This is a genomic window from Nocardia sp. NPDC052001, from assembly GCF_040680615.1.
Classification (GTDB): Bacteria; Actinomycetota; Actinomycetes; order Mycobacteriales; family Mycobacteriaceae; genus Nocardia.
On record NZ_JBFAXC010000028.1, the window covers coordinates 1 to 17,590 of the forward strand.

General features: G+C 63.9%; 14 protein-coding genes. 5 read left to right on the forward strand and 9 right to left on the reverse strand.

Annotated features, from left to right (window positions below):
- On the forward strand, positions 1–310 hold a 310-nt coding region (locus tag AB0L82_RS43460; protein ID WP_364651503.1), incomplete at its 5' end, for a hypothetical protein.
- Between the two features lie 43 nt (positions 311–353).
- Here AB0L82_RS43460 and AB0L82_RS43465 read toward each other — a convergent pair.
- Together AB0L82_RS43465 and AB0L82_RS43470 are read right to left on the reverse strand one after the other, a co-directional pair.
- The gene (locus AB0L82_RS43465; protein ID WP_364651506.1) at positions 354–2,135 is read right to left on the reverse strand and encodes a hypothetical protein; all 1,782 of its coding nucleotides are present in this window, start codon (positions 2,133–2,135) and stop codon (positions 354–356) included.
- Positions 2,132–2,767 (reverse strand): hypothetical protein, encoded by a 636-nt coding sequence (locus tag AB0L82_RS43470; protein ID WP_364651509.1) that lies wholly within the window; start codon positions 2,765–2,767, stop codon positions 2,132–2,134. The genes AB0L82_RS43465 and AB0L82_RS43470 overlap by 4 nt, the downstream gene beginning before the upstream one ends.
- Before the next feature lie 752 nt (positions 2,768–3,519).
- Here AB0L82_RS43470 and AB0L82_RS43475 point away from each other — a divergent pair.
- Positions 3,520–4,290, forward strand: a complete 771-nt coding sequence (locus AB0L82_RS43475) for a hypothetical protein (protein WP_364651512.1) — start codon at positions 3,520–3,522, stop codon at positions 4,288–4,290.
- A gap of 29 nt (positions 4,291–4,319) precedes the next feature.
- On the opposite strand, the gene AB0L82_RS43480 is transcribed toward AB0L82_RS43475, so the two are convergent.
- Genes AB0L82_RS43480 through AB0L82_RS43495 form a run of 4 tightly spaced genes read right to left on the reverse strand, consistent with a single transcriptional unit; the run spans position 4,320 to position 8,150 of the window.
- A complete protein-coding gene (locus AB0L82_RS43480; protein ID WP_364651515.1) occupies positions 4,320–5,030 on the reverse strand; it encodes a hypothetical protein in 711 nt (236 codons plus the stop codon).
- A complete protein-coding gene (locus tag AB0L82_RS43485) occupies positions 5,027–6,772 on the reverse strand; it encodes an Hsp70 family protein (protein WP_364651518.1) in 1,746 nt (581 codons plus the stop codon). Before AB0L82_RS43485 ends, AB0L82_RS43480 begins: the two co-directional genes overlap by 4 nt.
- A 44-nt stretch (positions 6,773–6,816) precedes the next feature.
- Positions 6,817–7,482, reverse strand: coding sequence for a DUF2625 family protein (locus tag AB0L82_RS43490; protein WP_364651521.1), 666 nt, complete (start codon positions 7,480–7,482; stop codon positions 6,817–6,819).
- Between the two features lie 56 nt (positions 7,483–7,538).
- A complete protein-coding gene (locus AB0L82_RS43495; RefSeq protein ID WP_364651524.1) occupies positions 7,539–8,150 on the reverse strand; it encodes a hypothetical protein in 612 nt (203 codons plus the stop codon).
- A gap of 9 nt (positions 8,151–8,159) precedes the next feature.
- On the opposite strand from AB0L82_RS43495, the gene AB0L82_RS43500 reads away from it, so the two are divergent.
- Positions 8,160–12,143: a WD40 repeat domain-containing protein gene (locus AB0L82_RS43500; RefSeq protein WP_364651527.1), complete on the forward strand. Its 3,984-nt coding sequence runs from the start codon at positions 8,160–8,162 to the stop codon at positions 12,141–12,143.
- 14 nt (positions 12,144–12,157) lie between these two features.
- Here the strand turns inward: AB0L82_RS43500 and AB0L82_RS43505 are convergent, their stop codons facing one another.
- Positions 12,158–13,432, reverse strand: a complete 1,275-nt coding sequence (locus tag AB0L82_RS43505; RefSeq protein WP_364651530.1) for a family 1 glycosylhydrolase — start codon at positions 13,430–13,432, stop codon at positions 12,158–12,160.
- Between the two features lie 844 nt (positions 13,433–14,276).
- Here AB0L82_RS43505 and AB0L82_RS43510 point away from each other — a divergent pair.
- Together AB0L82_RS43510 and AB0L82_RS43515 are read left to right on the forward strand one after the other, a co-directional pair.
- A complete protein-coding gene (locus AB0L82_RS43510; RefSeq protein ID WP_364651533.1) occupies positions 14,277–14,609 on the forward strand; it encodes a DUF6247 family protein in 333 nt (110 codons plus the stop codon).
- Between the two features lie 422 nt (positions 14,610–15,031).
- Positions 15,032–15,622, forward strand: a complete 591-nt coding sequence (locus AB0L82_RS43515; RefSeq protein ID WP_364651542.1) for a LysE family translocator — start codon at positions 15,032–15,034, stop codon at positions 15,620–15,622.
- An 85-nt stretch (positions 15,623–15,707) separates the two neighbouring features.
- Here AB0L82_RS43515 and AB0L82_RS43520 read toward each other — a convergent pair whose 3' ends face one another.
- On the reverse strand, positions 15,708–16,382 hold the full coding sequence (locus tag AB0L82_RS43520; protein WP_364651536.1) for an SMI1/KNR4 family protein: 675 nt from the start codon (positions 16,380–16,382) through the stop codon (positions 15,708–15,710).
- Positions 16,383–16,850: 468 nt separating this feature from the next.
- Positions 16,851–16,973, reverse strand: coding sequence for a hypothetical protein (locus AB0L82_RS43525; RefSeq protein WP_364651539.1), 123 nt, complete (start codon positions 16,971–16,973; stop codon positions 16,851–16,853).
- Between the last annotated feature and the right edge of the window lie 617 nt (positions 16,974–17,590).

Genomic DNA, 17,590 nt, shown 5'->3' on the forward strand with positions numbered 1-17,590 from the left:
GAACTCTTTCGGATACGGCTTGGGCACTGTGACATCCTCTCAAGCCTGCCGCTCGGCAAGCTATCTCGGTTGTCACCTACTCCTGCAGCAGCCCCCACTGGCGTTGACCGGGCTGTCCACACTGGCCGACACCGGCGAGCTGGCCGACGTCTTGGCCGTCACCGAGCACATCGACTGGGCAGCCGCGCATGTACTCACGGTGGCCCGACATCTGGATTGGGAGATCGTCACACACGATCAAGCGCGGTGGGCCGCGATACGTGACGTACTGCCATGGCCGTTGGAGTTGGTTGTCTTGTCCGACGAATAACGTCGGGGTGCCGTCCTTCTGAATTGTCCGAGAGCCCGGGCACTCAGGCGCGGAAATCGATGTTCGATGCCCGGCGGTACCAACGTTCGGCTTCAACGCGCTGCCCCTGACGCTCGAGCAGCGACGCCAACGCAACCATGGCCTCGCCGCTTGTGGGCTCGATCGCATTGCGAAACCACATTTCGGCTTCGACCGTCTCGTCTTTGCTCTCGAGCAGCATGCCCAGCAGCAGCATCGCCAGATAATCACCGGATTGCGCGGCCTGGCGAAAGTCTGTCTCGGGTATCCGGTTGCGGTCGAGTTCATTTCTGAGCCGTGACAGGCGCGTGGTCAGCTCGCCTGCAGGGCGACTACGAGCGAGCAATGTTGCTGGGTGCCAGTTCGATTCGAGATAGACCCTATGCGGGTCGCCAGCCTCGGACTGGCGGATCGTACGCGAGAACGAGGCCCACTGGGACTTGGTAAGGCCTGCCAGCATGGTCCAGGTGGTCCACAACAGGTTCGCGGCCTTGAGGCGGGCATTGGGGCGACCGAATGTAGTGCCGGTGGCGAAATCGACTGTCACTGGCCGGGACTCGACCAGCGCGACGGCGCGATCGACCACCGTGCCCTCACCCAGGTTTTGGGCGAACGAGGCCGTCATATCGTCACCGATGATATCGTTGCCGTCCTTGGACCCGAACGACAACGTCCGGCTGCCATTGGCCAAATCCACCCGTGTGATCGAAATATCCGCGCGCACTGCGACATCGGTGAACCCTTGCGGGGTAGGGCGGCGATCATCGCTGCTGTCGTAGGCGGGGAAGTCCTCACTTCGCTGACCGAACCACGACCGTCGACCGAACGCGGCCAGCGACAACTGCCCGTGCTGTACATGCCAGGTCAGTGTGTCCGGAATATTCTCCGATCCTGCCGAATCGAGAATCCGGCAGGTGCGGGCGGTGAGATTGTCCAGAGCGGATTCCATAATCGATTGGAGTGCCAACTGGTCGTCGCCGAGGATGTTCATCCCCTCGAATGAGTCGAGGGTGATCTGGTGCCCGATCGTTCGCCAGAACGCGTGCAGCTCTGGCGAGACCGCGCGCAGCAGTGCCCGCAACCTGTCCGGACTCAGGGGAGCACTCCACGGCGTCGTCGTCCAATCCTGGCGGGGCCTAGGAAACTGGCTCAACGGCGCGCCCGAGGCGATCCACATCGTCTCGAGAACCGATGTCAACTCGACGGCCGTGCTGGGTGCTAAGACGCTTTCGAGGGTCGCCAGCGCCGACCCGGTGGACTCGGGGTCGGCGAGAATGGCACCAGCGAAGCCGCGGCTGATCGTTTGGGCTGCGGCGGTGGCCTGCGCCGATTCGAGCAGCCCTCGTCCGCCCCTGAGCACCGACGACGGCAGCAACCGCGCGCCCGGGGCGGTCGAATGCTCGGCAAGTCGCTCGAAGGACCCGATCTCGGTCACCAGCGATTGCGCCGAACGCGCTGTTGCGGACAGATGTTCGAGACTGATGTCGTTGTGCTGGGGTAACAGCGCCGACAGGTGCACGAACACCGGGCGGGTCGACCCACGCTCTTTGATATCGATGTCGATTTGACCGGGGTCCTGAGTCGGCCTCAGATACACACGGCGAAGGGAGTTGGTACCGCGAGAAGGCCATTCGACGACCAGGTCCGGGATGTAGGTGTGGTTGAAGTACTCCGTGCGCATCACACGGGCGCTGGGATCGGCCGCGAGCAACGCGTCGCTGACGATATCCTTCACCCGCTCGATGGAGGCAGCACCATCGGCGATGCGGAGGGCCTCATTCAATTCCGATTCGGTATACGAGGTCATTTCTTCGCCTCCGCCAAAACCTCGTGCATGGCGATGACCGACAGATACTCATCACTCATGGACAGATGATCGATCTGTTTCTCCGACAGCACCAGCAGCCAAATACGATCGGCTACTTCCTTCACGATCCCTGAATCCAGGATCGCGCCATCGGCTTGTTCCTTGCTCGTGAAATTGAACTGCCAGCACTCCCTGACACAATGTTTCACTTTGTCGCAGCTGTCGAGTTTGGACCACTCTGTCGCATTGAACGGCGCCCAGGTGATCCACATGAAGTGATCACACCGCTCAGGACGCTCAGAATAGGCTCGATAGCATTTGGCGATGAACTCGCGATACAGGACCGGCTGGTCGCTGGCGTCCTTGTAGTTCTTCACCTCGGCGAGGAACTCCTGCTTGTCGAACTCGCCTCCGTGAAGCACTCCCCCGAGATCGAAAGAGAACGAACCATTCGGTTTTCTAAAGGTCAATTTTCGCACCGCAGCCGGATCGGGCTGCACCCAAGGCACTTTCGCCCGGGTGGTCCTCTCGAGCCATCTTTTCGCTCGCGACGTTCCATCAGTCCCTTTGGCATGCGCAATCTCCCCGGACATGGGCACGAAGCGTACGGCATGGTCGCCCTTCGCGCGCATCCAAGCATTACCGGCTGAGCCCCGCTATCTCTGCAACTGGATCCGAATGGTGAGCGTCCGTTACCGATGAAGGTGGCGGCAAGAGTTCGTGGCTCTAATCAGTATTTGCACACCGAACCATAGGATGGCTGATGGTTGCGACCCGTTGAAAGTCGAGACGAGTATCGTGATCACTGATGAACCGAGCCAGCCTCGAGGGGTAAGCACAATCGGTCGTCACGGCGAACAGACTTGGTGTGTTGGTTGTCTCGGACTCCTATCATCTACATCGCCGGTATACCACCACCGTAGAGGGTGTCATCATGCATTCGGCAGCCCTCATGCGGTGCGGGTGAAGCCTTAAACGAATTATTGTCGCCTTCGCATATCAGTAACGCGAGAAGAGCAGGACATCTCGAAGTACGCGACGCCGCTTCGACGGGCTGATGGGTGCATCCGCCTTCGACTTTCCGGACGTCAACCCGTCCCGCCACTCGGTCGCCGGGTATTCCCAGCCGTGGAATTCACGATCATCCGAACTACAGTTCGAACGCCCGAATCCGATGAGGTCGCCGATGAGCCGAACCACCCCACCCCGAGCAGTCGATGTCGCGGCCGCGTGTCCCGCGATGACGCCATACGCGCGTGCCGCGACCCGGCTGCATCCGCGCGGCGGCAAGCCGTCGGTATACGACAGTTCGATCGGCGGGCCGCTGCTGTGGCCGGGCGATGAACCCTGGCCGCACTGTCACGGGCCGCACGATTGGGATCTGTTGACCGACGAGTGGAACCCGGACGCGCTCGACCCGTCACAGTCGCTCGCGGACGCCAAGCTGACGCGCTACGACCCCGAACCATGGCGCGACATCGGTGATGTGTCGAACGCGATGTTGCCTGTGGCGCAACTGTTTACGCGTGATTTCCCCGGGTTGCGTCCGCCGCCGGGCAAGGATCTGCTGCAGATACTTTGGTGCCCGGTGGACCATGACGACGTCATGCCCAAGACCACGCTGGTCTGGCGAACCGCCGCCGACGTCACCGATATCCTGCGGGCCGCGCCGGTGCCGGCCGCGGCGGAATACGGCTACGACTACATACCTTTTCCGTGCAAAGTCAACCCCGAACCCATCGTCGAATACCCCACTGATTTCGACGAACTCGGCGAAGAGTCGCTCGAACAAATGCGACAGTGGGCGAGCCGAGAGCATATCGGAATCGATCCGGATGACGTCAAGAGCTGGTTCGTCAGCAACGTATGCGTCTCGCCCGGATGGAAGGTTGGCGGCCATATCCGTTGGGGTACAACAGATCCCTATCCCCAGCCCTGCCCCACCTGCGGTACCGGAACCGAATCGCTGCTCACCGTCGCGTCGAGCGAATGGGACGCCGCGACCCACAGCTGGATACCCTACGAAGACCAAGCCCTGGCAGGCGATTACAGCACGACCGTAGGTCCCGGTGTCACCATTGCTCGCGGTTACAACATGATCCTGCGCATCTGCCCGGCCTCACCCGATCACCCCCACATTCAGCTGATGCAGTAGCGCCCACCACCGAATCGCGACCGGCGTGGTCATGCCGGAGATCCGCGCCCGGTCAAGGGCTGGGAGGCAGATGTGACGACCTGCTGCTTGAGCAGCAGACGGCGGGAGACGTAGTAGGCGGGCACCACGACGTAGGCGGTCGGCTCGTCCGGATCGCACACGCCCCAGGGCTCCTGGGTCTCCGCATCGAGTGGGCCGCCGGGTTCGCAGGTGAAGTCCCATCGGTGCTCGTGCCCCAGATCCGCTGCCGCCTGCCGTATTTCGGCTGCCCGTTGCAGAACGTCATATTCGAGTTGCGCGGTGTCCCCCGAATCGGAGTGGAAGATGTCCTCGAGGGCGGTGCGATCGATCTCCGAATGGCGGAAAAGTGCTGCCGCACAGCGACTTATCACTTCGGAGCGATCGTTGGATGACGCGCCGGACGGCAGGATCCGCTGTACTGCGCGGCGCAGGTCCTGCTCGACGAATGAGCGCAGCTGATGTGAGATCTTGTAGTGACCCAGGTGGCCCGCCGTGGTGGTGTCGGGTTGTTCATACCGGTGCTGGTTGGCCAGAACGGAAGTGAACCTGGCATTCAGATCGGCGAATTCGCCTGCAAGCTGGGCGATTTCGGCGGACATTGCCGGCAGTAGGGACTGTTGCAGTTGCAGGCAGTACTCGGTTACTCGTCGAACACGGTCGTCGACCCTGTCCAGCCGCGCGGCGTCGAATCTCGATCCGGCGCGATGGCGCTCGTTCATGCGTTCCGCCTCATCATGGTTCTCTTCGTTGCCGCAGCGCCCGTACGCTCGAGATCCGTCGAGTGATCGGTGACGAAATCGACGGTGACACTGACGTCCTGATCGGATCGCAGATCCCTGGCCCGCACCGAGATCTCGGTACCGCCAAAGGTCATGATCACCTCCGAGGTTCGCTCGGAGGTCGGAAGTGACAGGGAGGCCGAGGCATCGACGGTCATTTCACCTACCTCGTTACACCCGCTCTCGGTGACATAGCGCGGTTCCAGGTCCACCGAGGTGAAAATCCGGAGACCGATCGTGGCTTGCCCGTCGTCGAATGGCAGATAGGTGCGTCTGACCTCGTGGCCCAAGTCGATAATCTCGCCCGCCTGGACAAAGGCATCAAACCTATTGGTGCACGACGGCCAATCCCGGTAGTTATGCCTCCGATAGTCCTCGGGATCGCGCCCTTCCTCGAACTTCAGCGCTGTGGCGATTCCGTACGTGAACCGCGAACGGCGGCCCACGATCGCGGTCGACGGCGCCAGCGCATAGTGCACCGCTCCGATCAATACCGCCCACGCCGGCTTCGACGGGATGACGAGCATCGACCGGGAACCGATGCGTTGCCGCAAGCGGTTCTGCAGGTGTCGCGATTGCGCGAACCCGCCGACCAGCAGAATCCGGCCCACACCCGCGTCTCCGATACGGGCGAGTTGATCGTCGACCAGATCGAGAATCGGCTCCACGGTTCGATCGAAAAGACTGATCGCTTCCTCCGAATCGAGGATGATCTCATCGTCGATCCCGTTCTGCGCGCGGGCCAGTTTCTCCCGCGCGTCCGCGTCGAGGTTCCGATAGAGGCGATTGTTCAACGGTACGACCAGGTCGTGCCCCGCCGCCGGATCGAAGCCGAGTTTCGCTCGCTCCCAGGCATCGAGCAGGTCGGCGAACGCACCACGATCGGCGTTGTAGGCCGCGTCGAGCGAACTGCGACCGACTCTGCGAACCATGGCCTGGCTGATGAAGTCCTGATCCAGATACGTCGACCCGTGGCCGCCACCGGAGGTGTAGCCGATCTCGGTCAAACCCGCATCGGTGACTTCGTATGCGGTGATATCGACGGTGCCACCGCCGGCGTCGACGACCATGAAGCGATCGCCCGTGGCGTCCGCGCCGGACAATCCGGCATCGTGACGGCAGTACAGCGCCGCCACCTCGGGCTCGATCGCCAGCAGCAGTCGATCCCCGGGTATACCGGCACGCTCCGCGCACTGCCGCATGAGCTGACATTCCCGATCCCGCCAGATCGCGGGAACCGTTAGGCACCACAGGATTTCACTCTCGATGACACCGCTGCGCGCCACGATGTCCTGCACCGCGAACCGGAAGAAGAGCTGCAGATAGGCCGTGACCAAATACGTACTCATATCGGTGCGGCGCGCCACTGAGGTGCCGGGAAGATTCGGATCCGGGTCCTGCAGCAAATCCATCTTGAACTGGTCTACATACTCGAAAACCTCGGTGCGAGAGTCCGTGTGGAATCGCCGCCGCGCCTGATGTCCCCACTCCACCGGTGTGCCATCGGGCCCTAACAGCAGGGCGGTCCGATTCTTGATATAGCTGCTGGGCTGGCCCGCCCATTCATCGAAGAAATGAATACCGCGCTGGCGCGGCTCTCGATCCAGTTCGGACGTGAACGCCCACGCGTACCCCGTCCCATGTGTGCCGAAGTCGATCGCCGCGACGATCCGATGACTCATCATCATCCCCCTGTCTTTCAGTGCTGCGAGTATTGCGACGCCGGTCAGCTCTGCTGCTCGGCGAGGTCGAGGTGTAGTGCGGCGAGTTCGAGTAGGTCGCAGCTGCGGCGGCTGGTTCCGGCGATGTTCGTTATGCCTTGGGCGCTCCACAGCGGCGGGTATACCGACAGGCCCTGATCGGGCGGTAGGTGTTTCACCTCGTCGGCCCATCCGGGCCAGCGCACATTGGCGTAGAACCTGTTGAGGCCGCCGTCGAGGGCCCAGTTGACGAAGGTGGTGTGGCCGCCGCCTATCGGTATCCAGGCGAGGGTGTCGGAGCCGAGAAAGCATATGCCGCCGGGCTTTCCGGGTAGCGCGCCACCGTTGATGGCGAATAGGCCGCCCAGCACGTCGACGGCGATGATCAGGGCTCCGTGGTCGTCGCCGGGGTTGCTGATTCGGTTCATGGTCGCCACGTCGGGAAGGCCCGCGTGTCCGCCGCCGAGGATCCGCAGCCAGCCGTGGTCGACGAGGAGTCCACCGGTGTTCAACACCAGTGTGCCGAGCACTGATCGCGCGGTGACCTGCAGGCGGAACAGGGATTGCCGCGCTCGGTCGGCATCGACGGGCAGCACTTGGACGGTCACCGGACCGGTCGTGAGCTTCTTCGCGATTATCGGCCATGCGGGGTCATCGGTGTCGGTCAGCTCGTGGATGGATCGAACTGTCATGGCGTGAACCCTTTCTGCTGAATCGTTTGTCGCAGGCGAGCTTTGCGGCGGTGAGATCAGCGCCGCGTCGGTGCGCCCAGAGCGGCGCCGGCGCGTGATATCGCCGCCGTACCGAGGCTCACCGCGCCGACTGTGAGCGCGAAGATCGCCGCGTAGCCCCAGTGCGCGGCGAACAATGAACGAACGGCGCCGGTGGCGAGCAATGCGGTAACCGTGATGAGGGCTCGGGTATTGCGCAACTGCCAATGGGCCCGGCGGCGGACGAGTAGATATGTCACCCACAGCGTCCACAACGCGGGTATCAGCGGCGCCACCATCAGCAGCAGCACTATCGGGTGGAAGTGACCGTCCTGCAGAGAAATAGCGCCGATCACGGCGACCGGGGTCAAGAAGAGCACGGCCAATGCGGCCGCTGCGAACGTACCGCGCCGGATGGCGGCCTCGTTCGCGTCGATCGAATTCGTCATGGCGGCGACGCTAGGTCGCCAGATCCCTCCGGAGCAGTCGGTCATGCTGCCGTACAACGCATTTCGGCAGGTCAAGGCCGCCGACCGGAATTCCTGACCGGAACTCGGCAGCCGAGCGGCGAGGTATCCCACCGGCATGAACCAAGCCGCGTCCTCGCATCGTGCACCGTAATCTGTTGCGGGAGAGAGATGCTGGAACATGGAGGGCTTGTGGTCGAGCTGGGTGGGGAGCGGTCGACGCGCACGCCGCGTGAGGAATTCGTCCGCAGGCTGGCGGCATTGTGGGAGCTGGCGGGTGATCCGACCCTCGACCGGGTGACACGGGCGGCGAATCAGCGCACCAAAGCCGCGCGGGGCTCCTCGACGCGGGGAACCGTGCGAATGCAGCGCATCAGCGCGTGGCGGCGCGGCGATAATGTTCCGGCGCAATTCGATTCGCTACGACCGGTGCTGCTGACCCTGATGGACGCGGTGCCGCCGGGCGCGGAGCCGGAACTGACCGACCTGCGCGCCTGGCGACGCCTCTGGGTCGAATGTGATTCCTGGACGCCGGAATTGGCGGAAGGCTGCCCCTACGCGGGATTGCAGCCCTACCGCAGTGCAGACGCGGAGTGGTTCTTCGGGCGGGAACAGGTCACCGGCGAGTTGGTCGAATTGGTCACCGGCACCGCGGCGGCGGGCGGCGGAATCGTGGTCGTAGTCGGTGCGTCCGGAGCCGGAAAATCCTCGCTGCTGGCGGCGGGACTGGTTCCTGCTCTCGGGACCGACTGGACCGTCGTCAGCGGAACACCGTGGCGGATAGAGGAATCGGACGCGAACCTCGAAGGCCGTCGCGTCGTGGCCATCGTCGATCAGTTCGAGGAAGTGTTCACCACCGCGCTCGACGAGCCCGCGCGCACGGACCTGCTGGGACGATTGCGCGGCCGCGGCGATGCCGGTGAGACGGTTGTCCTCGGGGTACGCGCGGACTTCTTCGCCCGCTGCCTCGAAACACCAGAGCTCGTGGAAGCCTGTGTGCGGCGCGCTTTCGTACTCGCGCCGATGCGCGGCGACGAAATCCGCACCGCGATCATCGAGCCGGCGCGCCGGGCCGGACTCCGGCTCGAACCCGGTCTCGCGGAACTGATCATGGTCGAGTTGGTGGGGCTCAGCGGCACCGCCGGATCAGAGGGCGCTGGCACCCTGCCGCTGCTCTCACACGTCATGGAGGCGGTCTGGCAACGTCGTGCCAAGAACCAGCTCACGATCGCCGGATACCGCAGCGCCGGCGGCGTCGCCGGTTCGGTGGCGCACACCGCCGACGCGGCGTGGGCGAAGCTGAACGCGGATGAGCAGGTGGCCGCCAAGGACCTGCTGCTGCGCATGGTCACCATCGGCGATGGCACACGGGATACTCGTCGCCGGGTTCCGCGTGACCAACTGTTCACCGGCGTAAGCCATTCCGAGGATGCCGCCGCGGCCCTGGAGACGCTCACCCAGGCGCGGCTGGTCACCGTCGACGGTGACACCGCGTATCTCGCGCATGAGGTGGTGCTCGATGCCTGGCCCCGACTGCGGGAATGGCTCGACGCCGACCGGGAAGGCCATCTGATCCGTCAGCGGACCGCCGCCGATGCCGCGGAATGGGAGACCTCGGAGCGTCCCAGCGCGCTGCTGTATCGCGGGTCGCGCCTGGATCAAGCTCGGCGGCATTGGCGCCGGCCCCCGCTGACGGGGGACGACTCCCCCGCCGTAGCGGAAACCGCTGCGCACGAGTCGGATAGAGCCGCATCGCCGCGGCGATGGCACCGGTTGATCGCGGACCGCGACCGCGAGATCACGCCGGGAACCCACGCCTTTCTCGTATCGGCGATCCGGGCACGGCGCAGGATGTTCGGGACGCAGGCACTGGTGGCGTTCGGAGTTGTGGTGCTACTGGCGGCGGCATTGGTCGGCTTCGTGAATACCCGCGTGGCGGCCGATCAGCGTGATGAAGCGTTCTTCAATTCCGTGGTGAGCGAGGCGGATCGGTTGCAGGGCAGCGATCCGACATTGTCAGCAGAGCTGACCGCGCTGGCCTATCGGATGCGCCCTGGCGACGCCGGGGTCGGATCACGGCTGATCGCGAGCCAAACCCTGCCTGTCGCTTCGAGTTTCGTCGATCATCCAGGCAAAGTGGCCGCGATGGCGTTCGTCGGCAGTGACCTGCTCGCGATAGCGGGTGACGATCACACCGTACGATTGCGGCCTGCGCGGGGCGGGAGCGGATCGCACGAACTGGGACCGCCGATCAGCGATCCGGCCGAGCGAATCATCACTCTGCTCTCCAGCGGTAACCTGTTGCTGTCAGCGGGCTCAGATCACATGGTCCGCATTAGGGATCTGTCGGATCCTTTGCACCCGAAGCTGATTCGCGCCATCGATACCGGTGATGCGATAGTCACGGCAACCCTCACGCGTGATGGTGGCCGACTGGCGGTGGTGCACGCCCACGATGTGACGCTCTGGAATATCGCCGATCCGGCCGCGCCGATGGCGCTTCCCGGGCGAGTAACGAGCGAGGACCAGGTGTACGGCGCGGTCTTCCTCGGCGACGACCGCGATCTCATGGTCGCGGTGAATCACATCCAGGGCGGATTCGGTTCGACCAAGACCGGACTGTTCGCGAAAATAGACCCCGTACAGGGTATTTCGCGCACGACACCGCTCATCCAAAGTGCGGGCGGGTTGGCCGCGACATCGCTGGGGACCGGACGGACCATGATGTTCGCCGATATTCAGGGCCGGATCGCACCCGGGGGACCCGTCAGCAGCGTGGTGCGTTTCGCGCGCCTGGACGACTCGGGAGCCATGACGCCCGAGGGGACGTCATTCACCGTGGCCGCCGCCAATGACCTGCTCGGTATGACGGCCAACAAGGATGGCACGGTCCTGGCGACCGTCACCGTCGAGGGCGTCACGCTGTGGAATCTCGCCGACCTGTCGCAGCCGACGGTGCTCGGAACCCCGTTGGCGGGCAACTCCGTTCGGTGTGCGAAGTCCGGGCGCGGGTGCTCGGCGGTGCCGACGGTATCGGGGTTCAGCCCGGACGGACGGCAGTACGTGGCAGGTCTGGACAATGGTGCGGTGCAACGCTGGTCGCTGCCGGGCGCGGTGCTCGCCGGACAGTCCGGCCAAATCGATTCGCTGTCCAATGGGCTCAGTGCCGACGGGCGGCGCATGGTCACTCTCGCGCCCGGTACCGATGCCCATATCTGGGATATCGAGAACCCGGGCGAGGTTCGTTTGCTCGGCACGATCGCGCGACCGGATTTCGCGCTGGCCGGTGTGTCGGCAGCGGCGGTGCCTGCTATGAGCCATGACGGGCACCACGTCGCGCTGCTGCTGCACGGCGTCTTCACCTTGGTCGACATCACCGATCCGGCGAAACCTGTTGAAGTGGCGCACTTTCCGGGTGCAGCCGGGGGCGCGTTCGCTGCCGATCGGCCGATTCTCGCGACCGTGGTGGCGCTTCCGTCGCCGGAGATGGTGTTCTGGGATATCTCGAATCCCGCCACACCGGTGCGATTGGGCGGGCCGGTGCTGATTCCGGTGTCGCAGACTCTCCTGACGGACGGATTACAGTTGGCCCAGACCCGTGATGGGCGCCAGGTGGTGTCGCTGACCGATAAGTTGCAGGTGTGGAATGTGTTCGCGCAGAGCGATTCCCGCACTCCACTGGGCAGCGTGGACGCGACTCGGGATATCGGCGCGGTGGGTGTGGCCGTGAGCCCGGACCATCGGATCGCCGCCGCCGGATGGAATTCAGGGACGGTCCGGCTCTGGTCGATCGCCGATCCCGCCAAGATCACGCCGGTGGGTGATCCGCTGCCGGTGAGCAGCATATCGGTGAGTTCGGTGGACTTCGGCGGCGATGGCACACTCATGGCCACCGGGGGCACCGATTCCACGGTGCGGCTGTGGGATACCAGCGACCCCGCGCATCCGAAAGCCTTGGGGCAGTCCATCATTGCGCCGGGTTCCACCGGGTGGCGGGTCGCGTTCCATCCCCGGGCGAACTTTCTCATCGGCGCCGGAGACAACGGGATGCTGCGGGTGTGGGATCTGAATGCCTCCCACGCCGTCGACCGAATCTGCGGGCTCACCCGGGACACCATCTCCGCGCAACTCGCCGCCGCGCTACCGGGGCACGATCTACCGGCGGTGTGCGCCTGAGCAGGCGCCCGCCGTCAACGGGGAACCGTCACTGGATCGGAACAGCTGTCCGGAAGATCTGTGAGGGAACAGGATTGCGGCATTCGGACGGGCCGGTAGCGGGCGGGCACGCCGCGTTCGCGCACCAGCGTCCGAAACGCGTCGGCAACCTCGGTGGGACGCCGGGTCAGTGTGGGATCGGTGCGGATATCCACCTGATAGATGCCCCATCGCGGGTTGTACCCGTCCCACTCGAACGAGTCGGTGAGGCTCCAGTAGTTGTATCCGATCACGTTGGCGCCGTCGGCTTTCGCGCGTTGCAGCCAGTAGACAGTGTCGCGCAAGTGGTCGGCGCGACCGTACCCATCGGGGCGGGCCGCACCGTCGAACGAGTACAGGCCGCTGTCCACGACGTAGAGCGGCTTGTCCGGATACCGTCGCGCGTAATAGGTCAGGGCATAGTAGATGGTCTCCGGCTGGACCGACCATGAGTCCGGGTTGCCCCAGGTCAGCGGATTCTTGGTCAGCAGATCGAGAGTCGGGGTATAGACGGTCTCGATGCCGATGTAGTCGATACGGTCCTCGATCTGCTCGGTGACCGCGGTGTTGGTGAGCCCTTCGACTACGTCGGAGAAATAGGCGATCGCCGCGGTGACCATCGCGTCCGGCTGCGTCCGATGGATGTGCTCGTAGATGGCGTTGTGTGCCTGGCCGATTCGACGATTCATTGCAGGGATCTGGGCGGTGTCCAGATCACCGTCACGCCATTCGTATTTGATGTAGTTGAACGGTTGGAAGAACGTGATCCAGAGCGGATTGCGGGATGCATAGCGCTCCACCACTTTCCGCGCGTTCGCGAGCCACAGGTCGACGATCTCGTCGGTCCGCCACCCGCCGCGGTCGGCGACCCAACCCGGATACACCCACTCGTCGAGCACGAGCATCGGTCGAATACCTTTGGCCGCCAGCCGATCCAGCACGCGGTCGTAGAAATCGAAGCCTGCTTCGGACCAGCCGTCGGGGGTCGGTTGCACCCGCGCCCACTCGATCGACGTCCGGAACACACCCGCGCCCAGTCCCGCGACCAGGTCGATATCGGAGCCATAGCGGTTATAGAAATCGGCCGAATCGGGATACCGCCGCAAATCCGGATTCCGTCTGCTCATATAGCGAGTCTGATTGCTGTCAGGCGTGTGCCCCTCGGCCTGGTAGCCGGACATGCCCACACCCCAGAGGAATTCCTCGCCGAGCGCGGGCACGCTGTCCAGCGCAGGCCGCGCCGCCGCCGTCCCACCTGCACCGACAGCCACCCCGGCCACTATGAGCCCCAACACTTTTCGTCGCGATATCGGTAGCACGCCGCCCCATTCCCGATGCGATCGACGCCATACAGCGTGATCTACAGTGACCATCTATCACAGTCACAGCGCGCGATTCAACCCTGGCACCGCAGGGAGAGATCAGGAAGGAAGCACCTGAAACCGAGTGCTGGCACAGTGTCCGAGCCCGCGTTGAACAATCAGTACGGAATGCTGCTCCAGTGGCCGCAACCGCTGCCGTCCGACCACCACCAGTCGCACGCCCACTGGTAGTCCCAAACCCAGACCCAGTGGGCACAGTTTCCGTTCGAGTAGACGTAATCACACACTTCGTGCCCGTCATGCATTGGTGCGACGGAGCGTGTGGCAACCCCGTCGCCGGCCTGCACTGCGTTCGCCACTGGTATGGCGGTGAGCCCGATGACGAAGGCGATGCTTGACGCAGCACCGATTCGGCGAAGGGCGGGGAACGTTGTTCTAGTGGACATTTCGTCCTCCTTCTCGTGGGACCGAGGGATACGGCCTTCACGAGAAAATGGTGATTCGCCCAAAAACAGCCCGCATGCTCGAAGCGCCTGAAGCACCACGAATGCCCAGTTCAGGGGCTTGTGCCGGCTTTCCGGAGCGGAAATCGGGATCGGTGCAGGGAGGCAATCCCACGCCGACGAGCAGGATCTTCAACTCGCAACCGGTCAGATCCGTTGTGCTTGACGGTATTCGATGAATCGCTCGAGCGGTTGGCCGGTTCCCGTGCGCCGGTGAGTCAGGACATCGCGCGCGTGGCTGTTGCTCACCAGCGACGGGCTTTGTCGGTCGCACCGGCTACCGTGTGTTCATGGCCGCCCCGCACCACGATCCATCGCATCAGTCGGTGCCCGCGGCAGAGCCCGAAGCTCTGCGCGCGGTGCTATCGCCACTGTTGCGTGAGGAATTCGACGGCGAGTGGGAGACGACGCTGGAAGAGGCCAAGACGTCCCACACCCTGGTCGGCATTCACGAGCTGCTGAACAAATGGCAGCACACCGCGGTGATGGAGATGCGCGACCCGGGTTCATATCAGCGCCTTCTGGACAAGGCCGCGCGAATCCTCGAGCAGGGCGGCATTCCCGAGGGCGGCAGCTTGGAAGACATGCTCGCCCACATCGAACGCCGACGCGGGACTCGCTGATTTCTTTTATCGCATAGTCCCGGACCCACAGACCTACGACCAGGTAGCGGCCCTGCCCGAACCTGCCCTCGACGACTACCTGGAAGTCCTCACCACCTTGCAGGTTGCGCCGTGGAACGGTCGTCCACAGCACAAGGACAATCCTGAGGGTGCCGTACGGCATTGGATATTCGCAGGATCCGGCCAGGTCATCTATCTGATAGACGAATCTCGCCGTGAGGTTCATGTACTACTTGTCCAATGGCTCGGCTGACCTCTGAAAGCCACGACGCCCCAAACCCTTTGCCTGCGATCGCTGGTATCTGGAACTGTGACATGTGCGGTTGTGAGCGCCAGACGCTGGTCTCGACCGTGGCGGCAAACACCTCACCTACGATGGCCGGGTGTTGGCTGCAGTTGTCTCGTTCACGGTCGCGTCGGTGGTGTTGGTCGTTTTGCCGGGACCTGACACCCTGGTTGTGGTCCGGAGCCTGGTTCGGGGTGGACGGGGCGCGGGTATACGCACATCGGTAGGTGTGCTGTGTGGGCTCATGGTGTGGGTGGGCGCGGCCGCTTTGGGGTTGGCTGCTCTGCTGCAGGCCAACCAGCTCGGATACGAGATTCTCAAGGTCGTCGGAGCCTGCTATCTGCTATGGCTGGGTGTTCAATCCCTGCGGGCACTACGGCGTCCGGCGGTTGTCGACTCCGATGCCCATTCGTCACCCGTGTCGCCCTTGGATCGGCTGGGCAGCTTCGGCGCCGGTCTGCTCACCGATCTGCTCAATCCGAAAATCGGCATCCTGTTCGTCAGCCTCCTGCCCGGATTCGTGCCCGATGGGTATTCGGTGGGGTGGACCACTGTGGGATTAGGCGGCATCTACGTTGCACTCACTGCCGTGTATTGCGCGGCACTGGTGATGGGAGCGAATGCGATCGGAGACTGGATGCGTTCGGACCGCATTCGCCGCCGCCTCGATGCCATCGCGGGGGTGGCCCTGGTCGGTTTCGGTATCCGTCTCGCTCTCGAGCCCTGAGCGATACGCGACTGGATGCCCGCCAGTCAGGCTGCGCGGGAACATGTTTGGGTCTCAGGCGACTGGCCGTTCGGCGGGGTCCAGCTCACCTTCGGGCGTGGTCGGCGAACTCGGCAAAGCTCCCTACCTGGTCCACGCCTGGATCGAGGGCCCGGGCGAGCCAGAGCTCGTACCAGTCCAGGAACATCAGCGGCTCGCGGGTGTCGGGGTGCAGCAGCGGCAGGGCGGCGGCGTGCTCATAGCTGTGCCACCACACCTGCCCCGCGGCCGGGCCGCGCAGGACCAGCAGGTTGTACATGCCGCATCCTTCGTCCGCGAGGAAAGTGGCGCCGCGGTGGATCATGTCGATGTTCTTCGACCACTGGGACTCGGAGTCCTCGTCGGCAGGCGGGCAGGGTCGCTCGGGGGTGAAGGCGAAGTCCGAGGCGTAGTCGATCGCGGCGTCCTCTGCCTCCTGCGCCAGCGGGAATAGCCCGAGCATCGGTCCGGCTCCGCCGTCGCTCACCGAGGTAATCCACGCGCGGTAGTCGGCGGGAAGTCCGACGCCCAGTCGATGCTCGAATGCCGCGAGTGCGGCGGGGTCCGCAGGAGCAGCGAACTCGTAACGGTGTACGGCTGCCCCGTGGATGCGGCATTTGTAGCCGGTGACCTCGCGATCACCGAGCGAGACGACGGTGGTCTTCAGATCGGCCGCTCGCAGTCGGCCGAGGTCGGTCAGGATCCCGGCGATCCGGTCCGCCTGCGCTTGCGCGTATTCCATGCCCACATCCTGACCGATGCGACAACTTGCTTGCGGGCTCGGATTCGACGAGAGCAAGCTGCAGCTTCCCAAGCTTGTTGCGTTGCTGGCCGCAGTGTGGCCATTGGTGGAGTTCGGGTCGATGTCGTCGACGGCGCCGCCGAAACAGCTTGGTGTGAGGCATCCAGGCCCGGCAGTCGTGACTGCCGGGCCTGGAGCATGTTTCCCATCCTGCTCTCGAAACACGTCTCAACATCCTGGAGTACGTCGTCTCGGTCGCGTCGCAGAGCTCACTCACCACGACAATCGTTCTCCGAACGATGCGCTACGTCCGAACGGAGAACGAACGGATTCACGAACACCTCGACCTGCCGAAATGCCCGCACGAACGCAGCGTGGCTCCCTGTTTGGCCGGCGATCGTTTTCTGAGCACCGGTAGGCGTGGGACGAGAAACGGCTACGGCGCGGCTGGCCCGCTGCACCAAAGCTCTAAGGTGCGCGGTCGTTCGGCTTGGTGTCGGTGTGGCCTCCTGCCGCGCTGGCTGCTCCCGTGCAGACGATGGTGCCCGAAGCCACGGTCACGAGAATGGCGGTGATGCACTTCGCGATCATGTGCCCCCCTTTGTTCCTAGGAGAACGCCCGAAACAACGGATACGTCGTTGCCCGGCACGTACTTGTTTTCCTTGACCGGCCCGGGGTGTCGGGCCGCCGGACCGAGTGAAGCCGAAAACACAGCCGTGGGGACGTGGATCAGGTCGATGAACCCCCTGAATGTGCTGCTCTCGGCCATGATTTGGGTTCTCCGGACCGGAGACTGAACAGCGGATGGGCATGCTCACGTGTACGCCGACCTCCAGCATCGCCGCCTCCAGCGCCGGCGACTACCGCAGCCCAGCCGTATGTTTTCCGTGACCGCGGTTCGCGCGGCCGCGGCGCGCAACTCGCGGTCGGCGGATCCATGCTCGGTCTCCCTAGTGATGCGTCCGCGCTCGATATCGCGGCCCCCCTCGATCGGGGGATGAGTTGGGAGCAGCTCGGAATCCCGACCGGTGCGACGACTTGCTTGCAGGCTCGGTGACCCAACACTGTTCTTGGCCATCGACTTATGTTGCAGTGCAAAGACATATGTCAGGGTGAGGTTCCCCCGCTTTCTCGGAGAGCTCTGACTGTGGTCCGATAGGGCCGGAAGGAGTCATTCGTGGCAGCACCGAAGAAGTACCCCGATGAA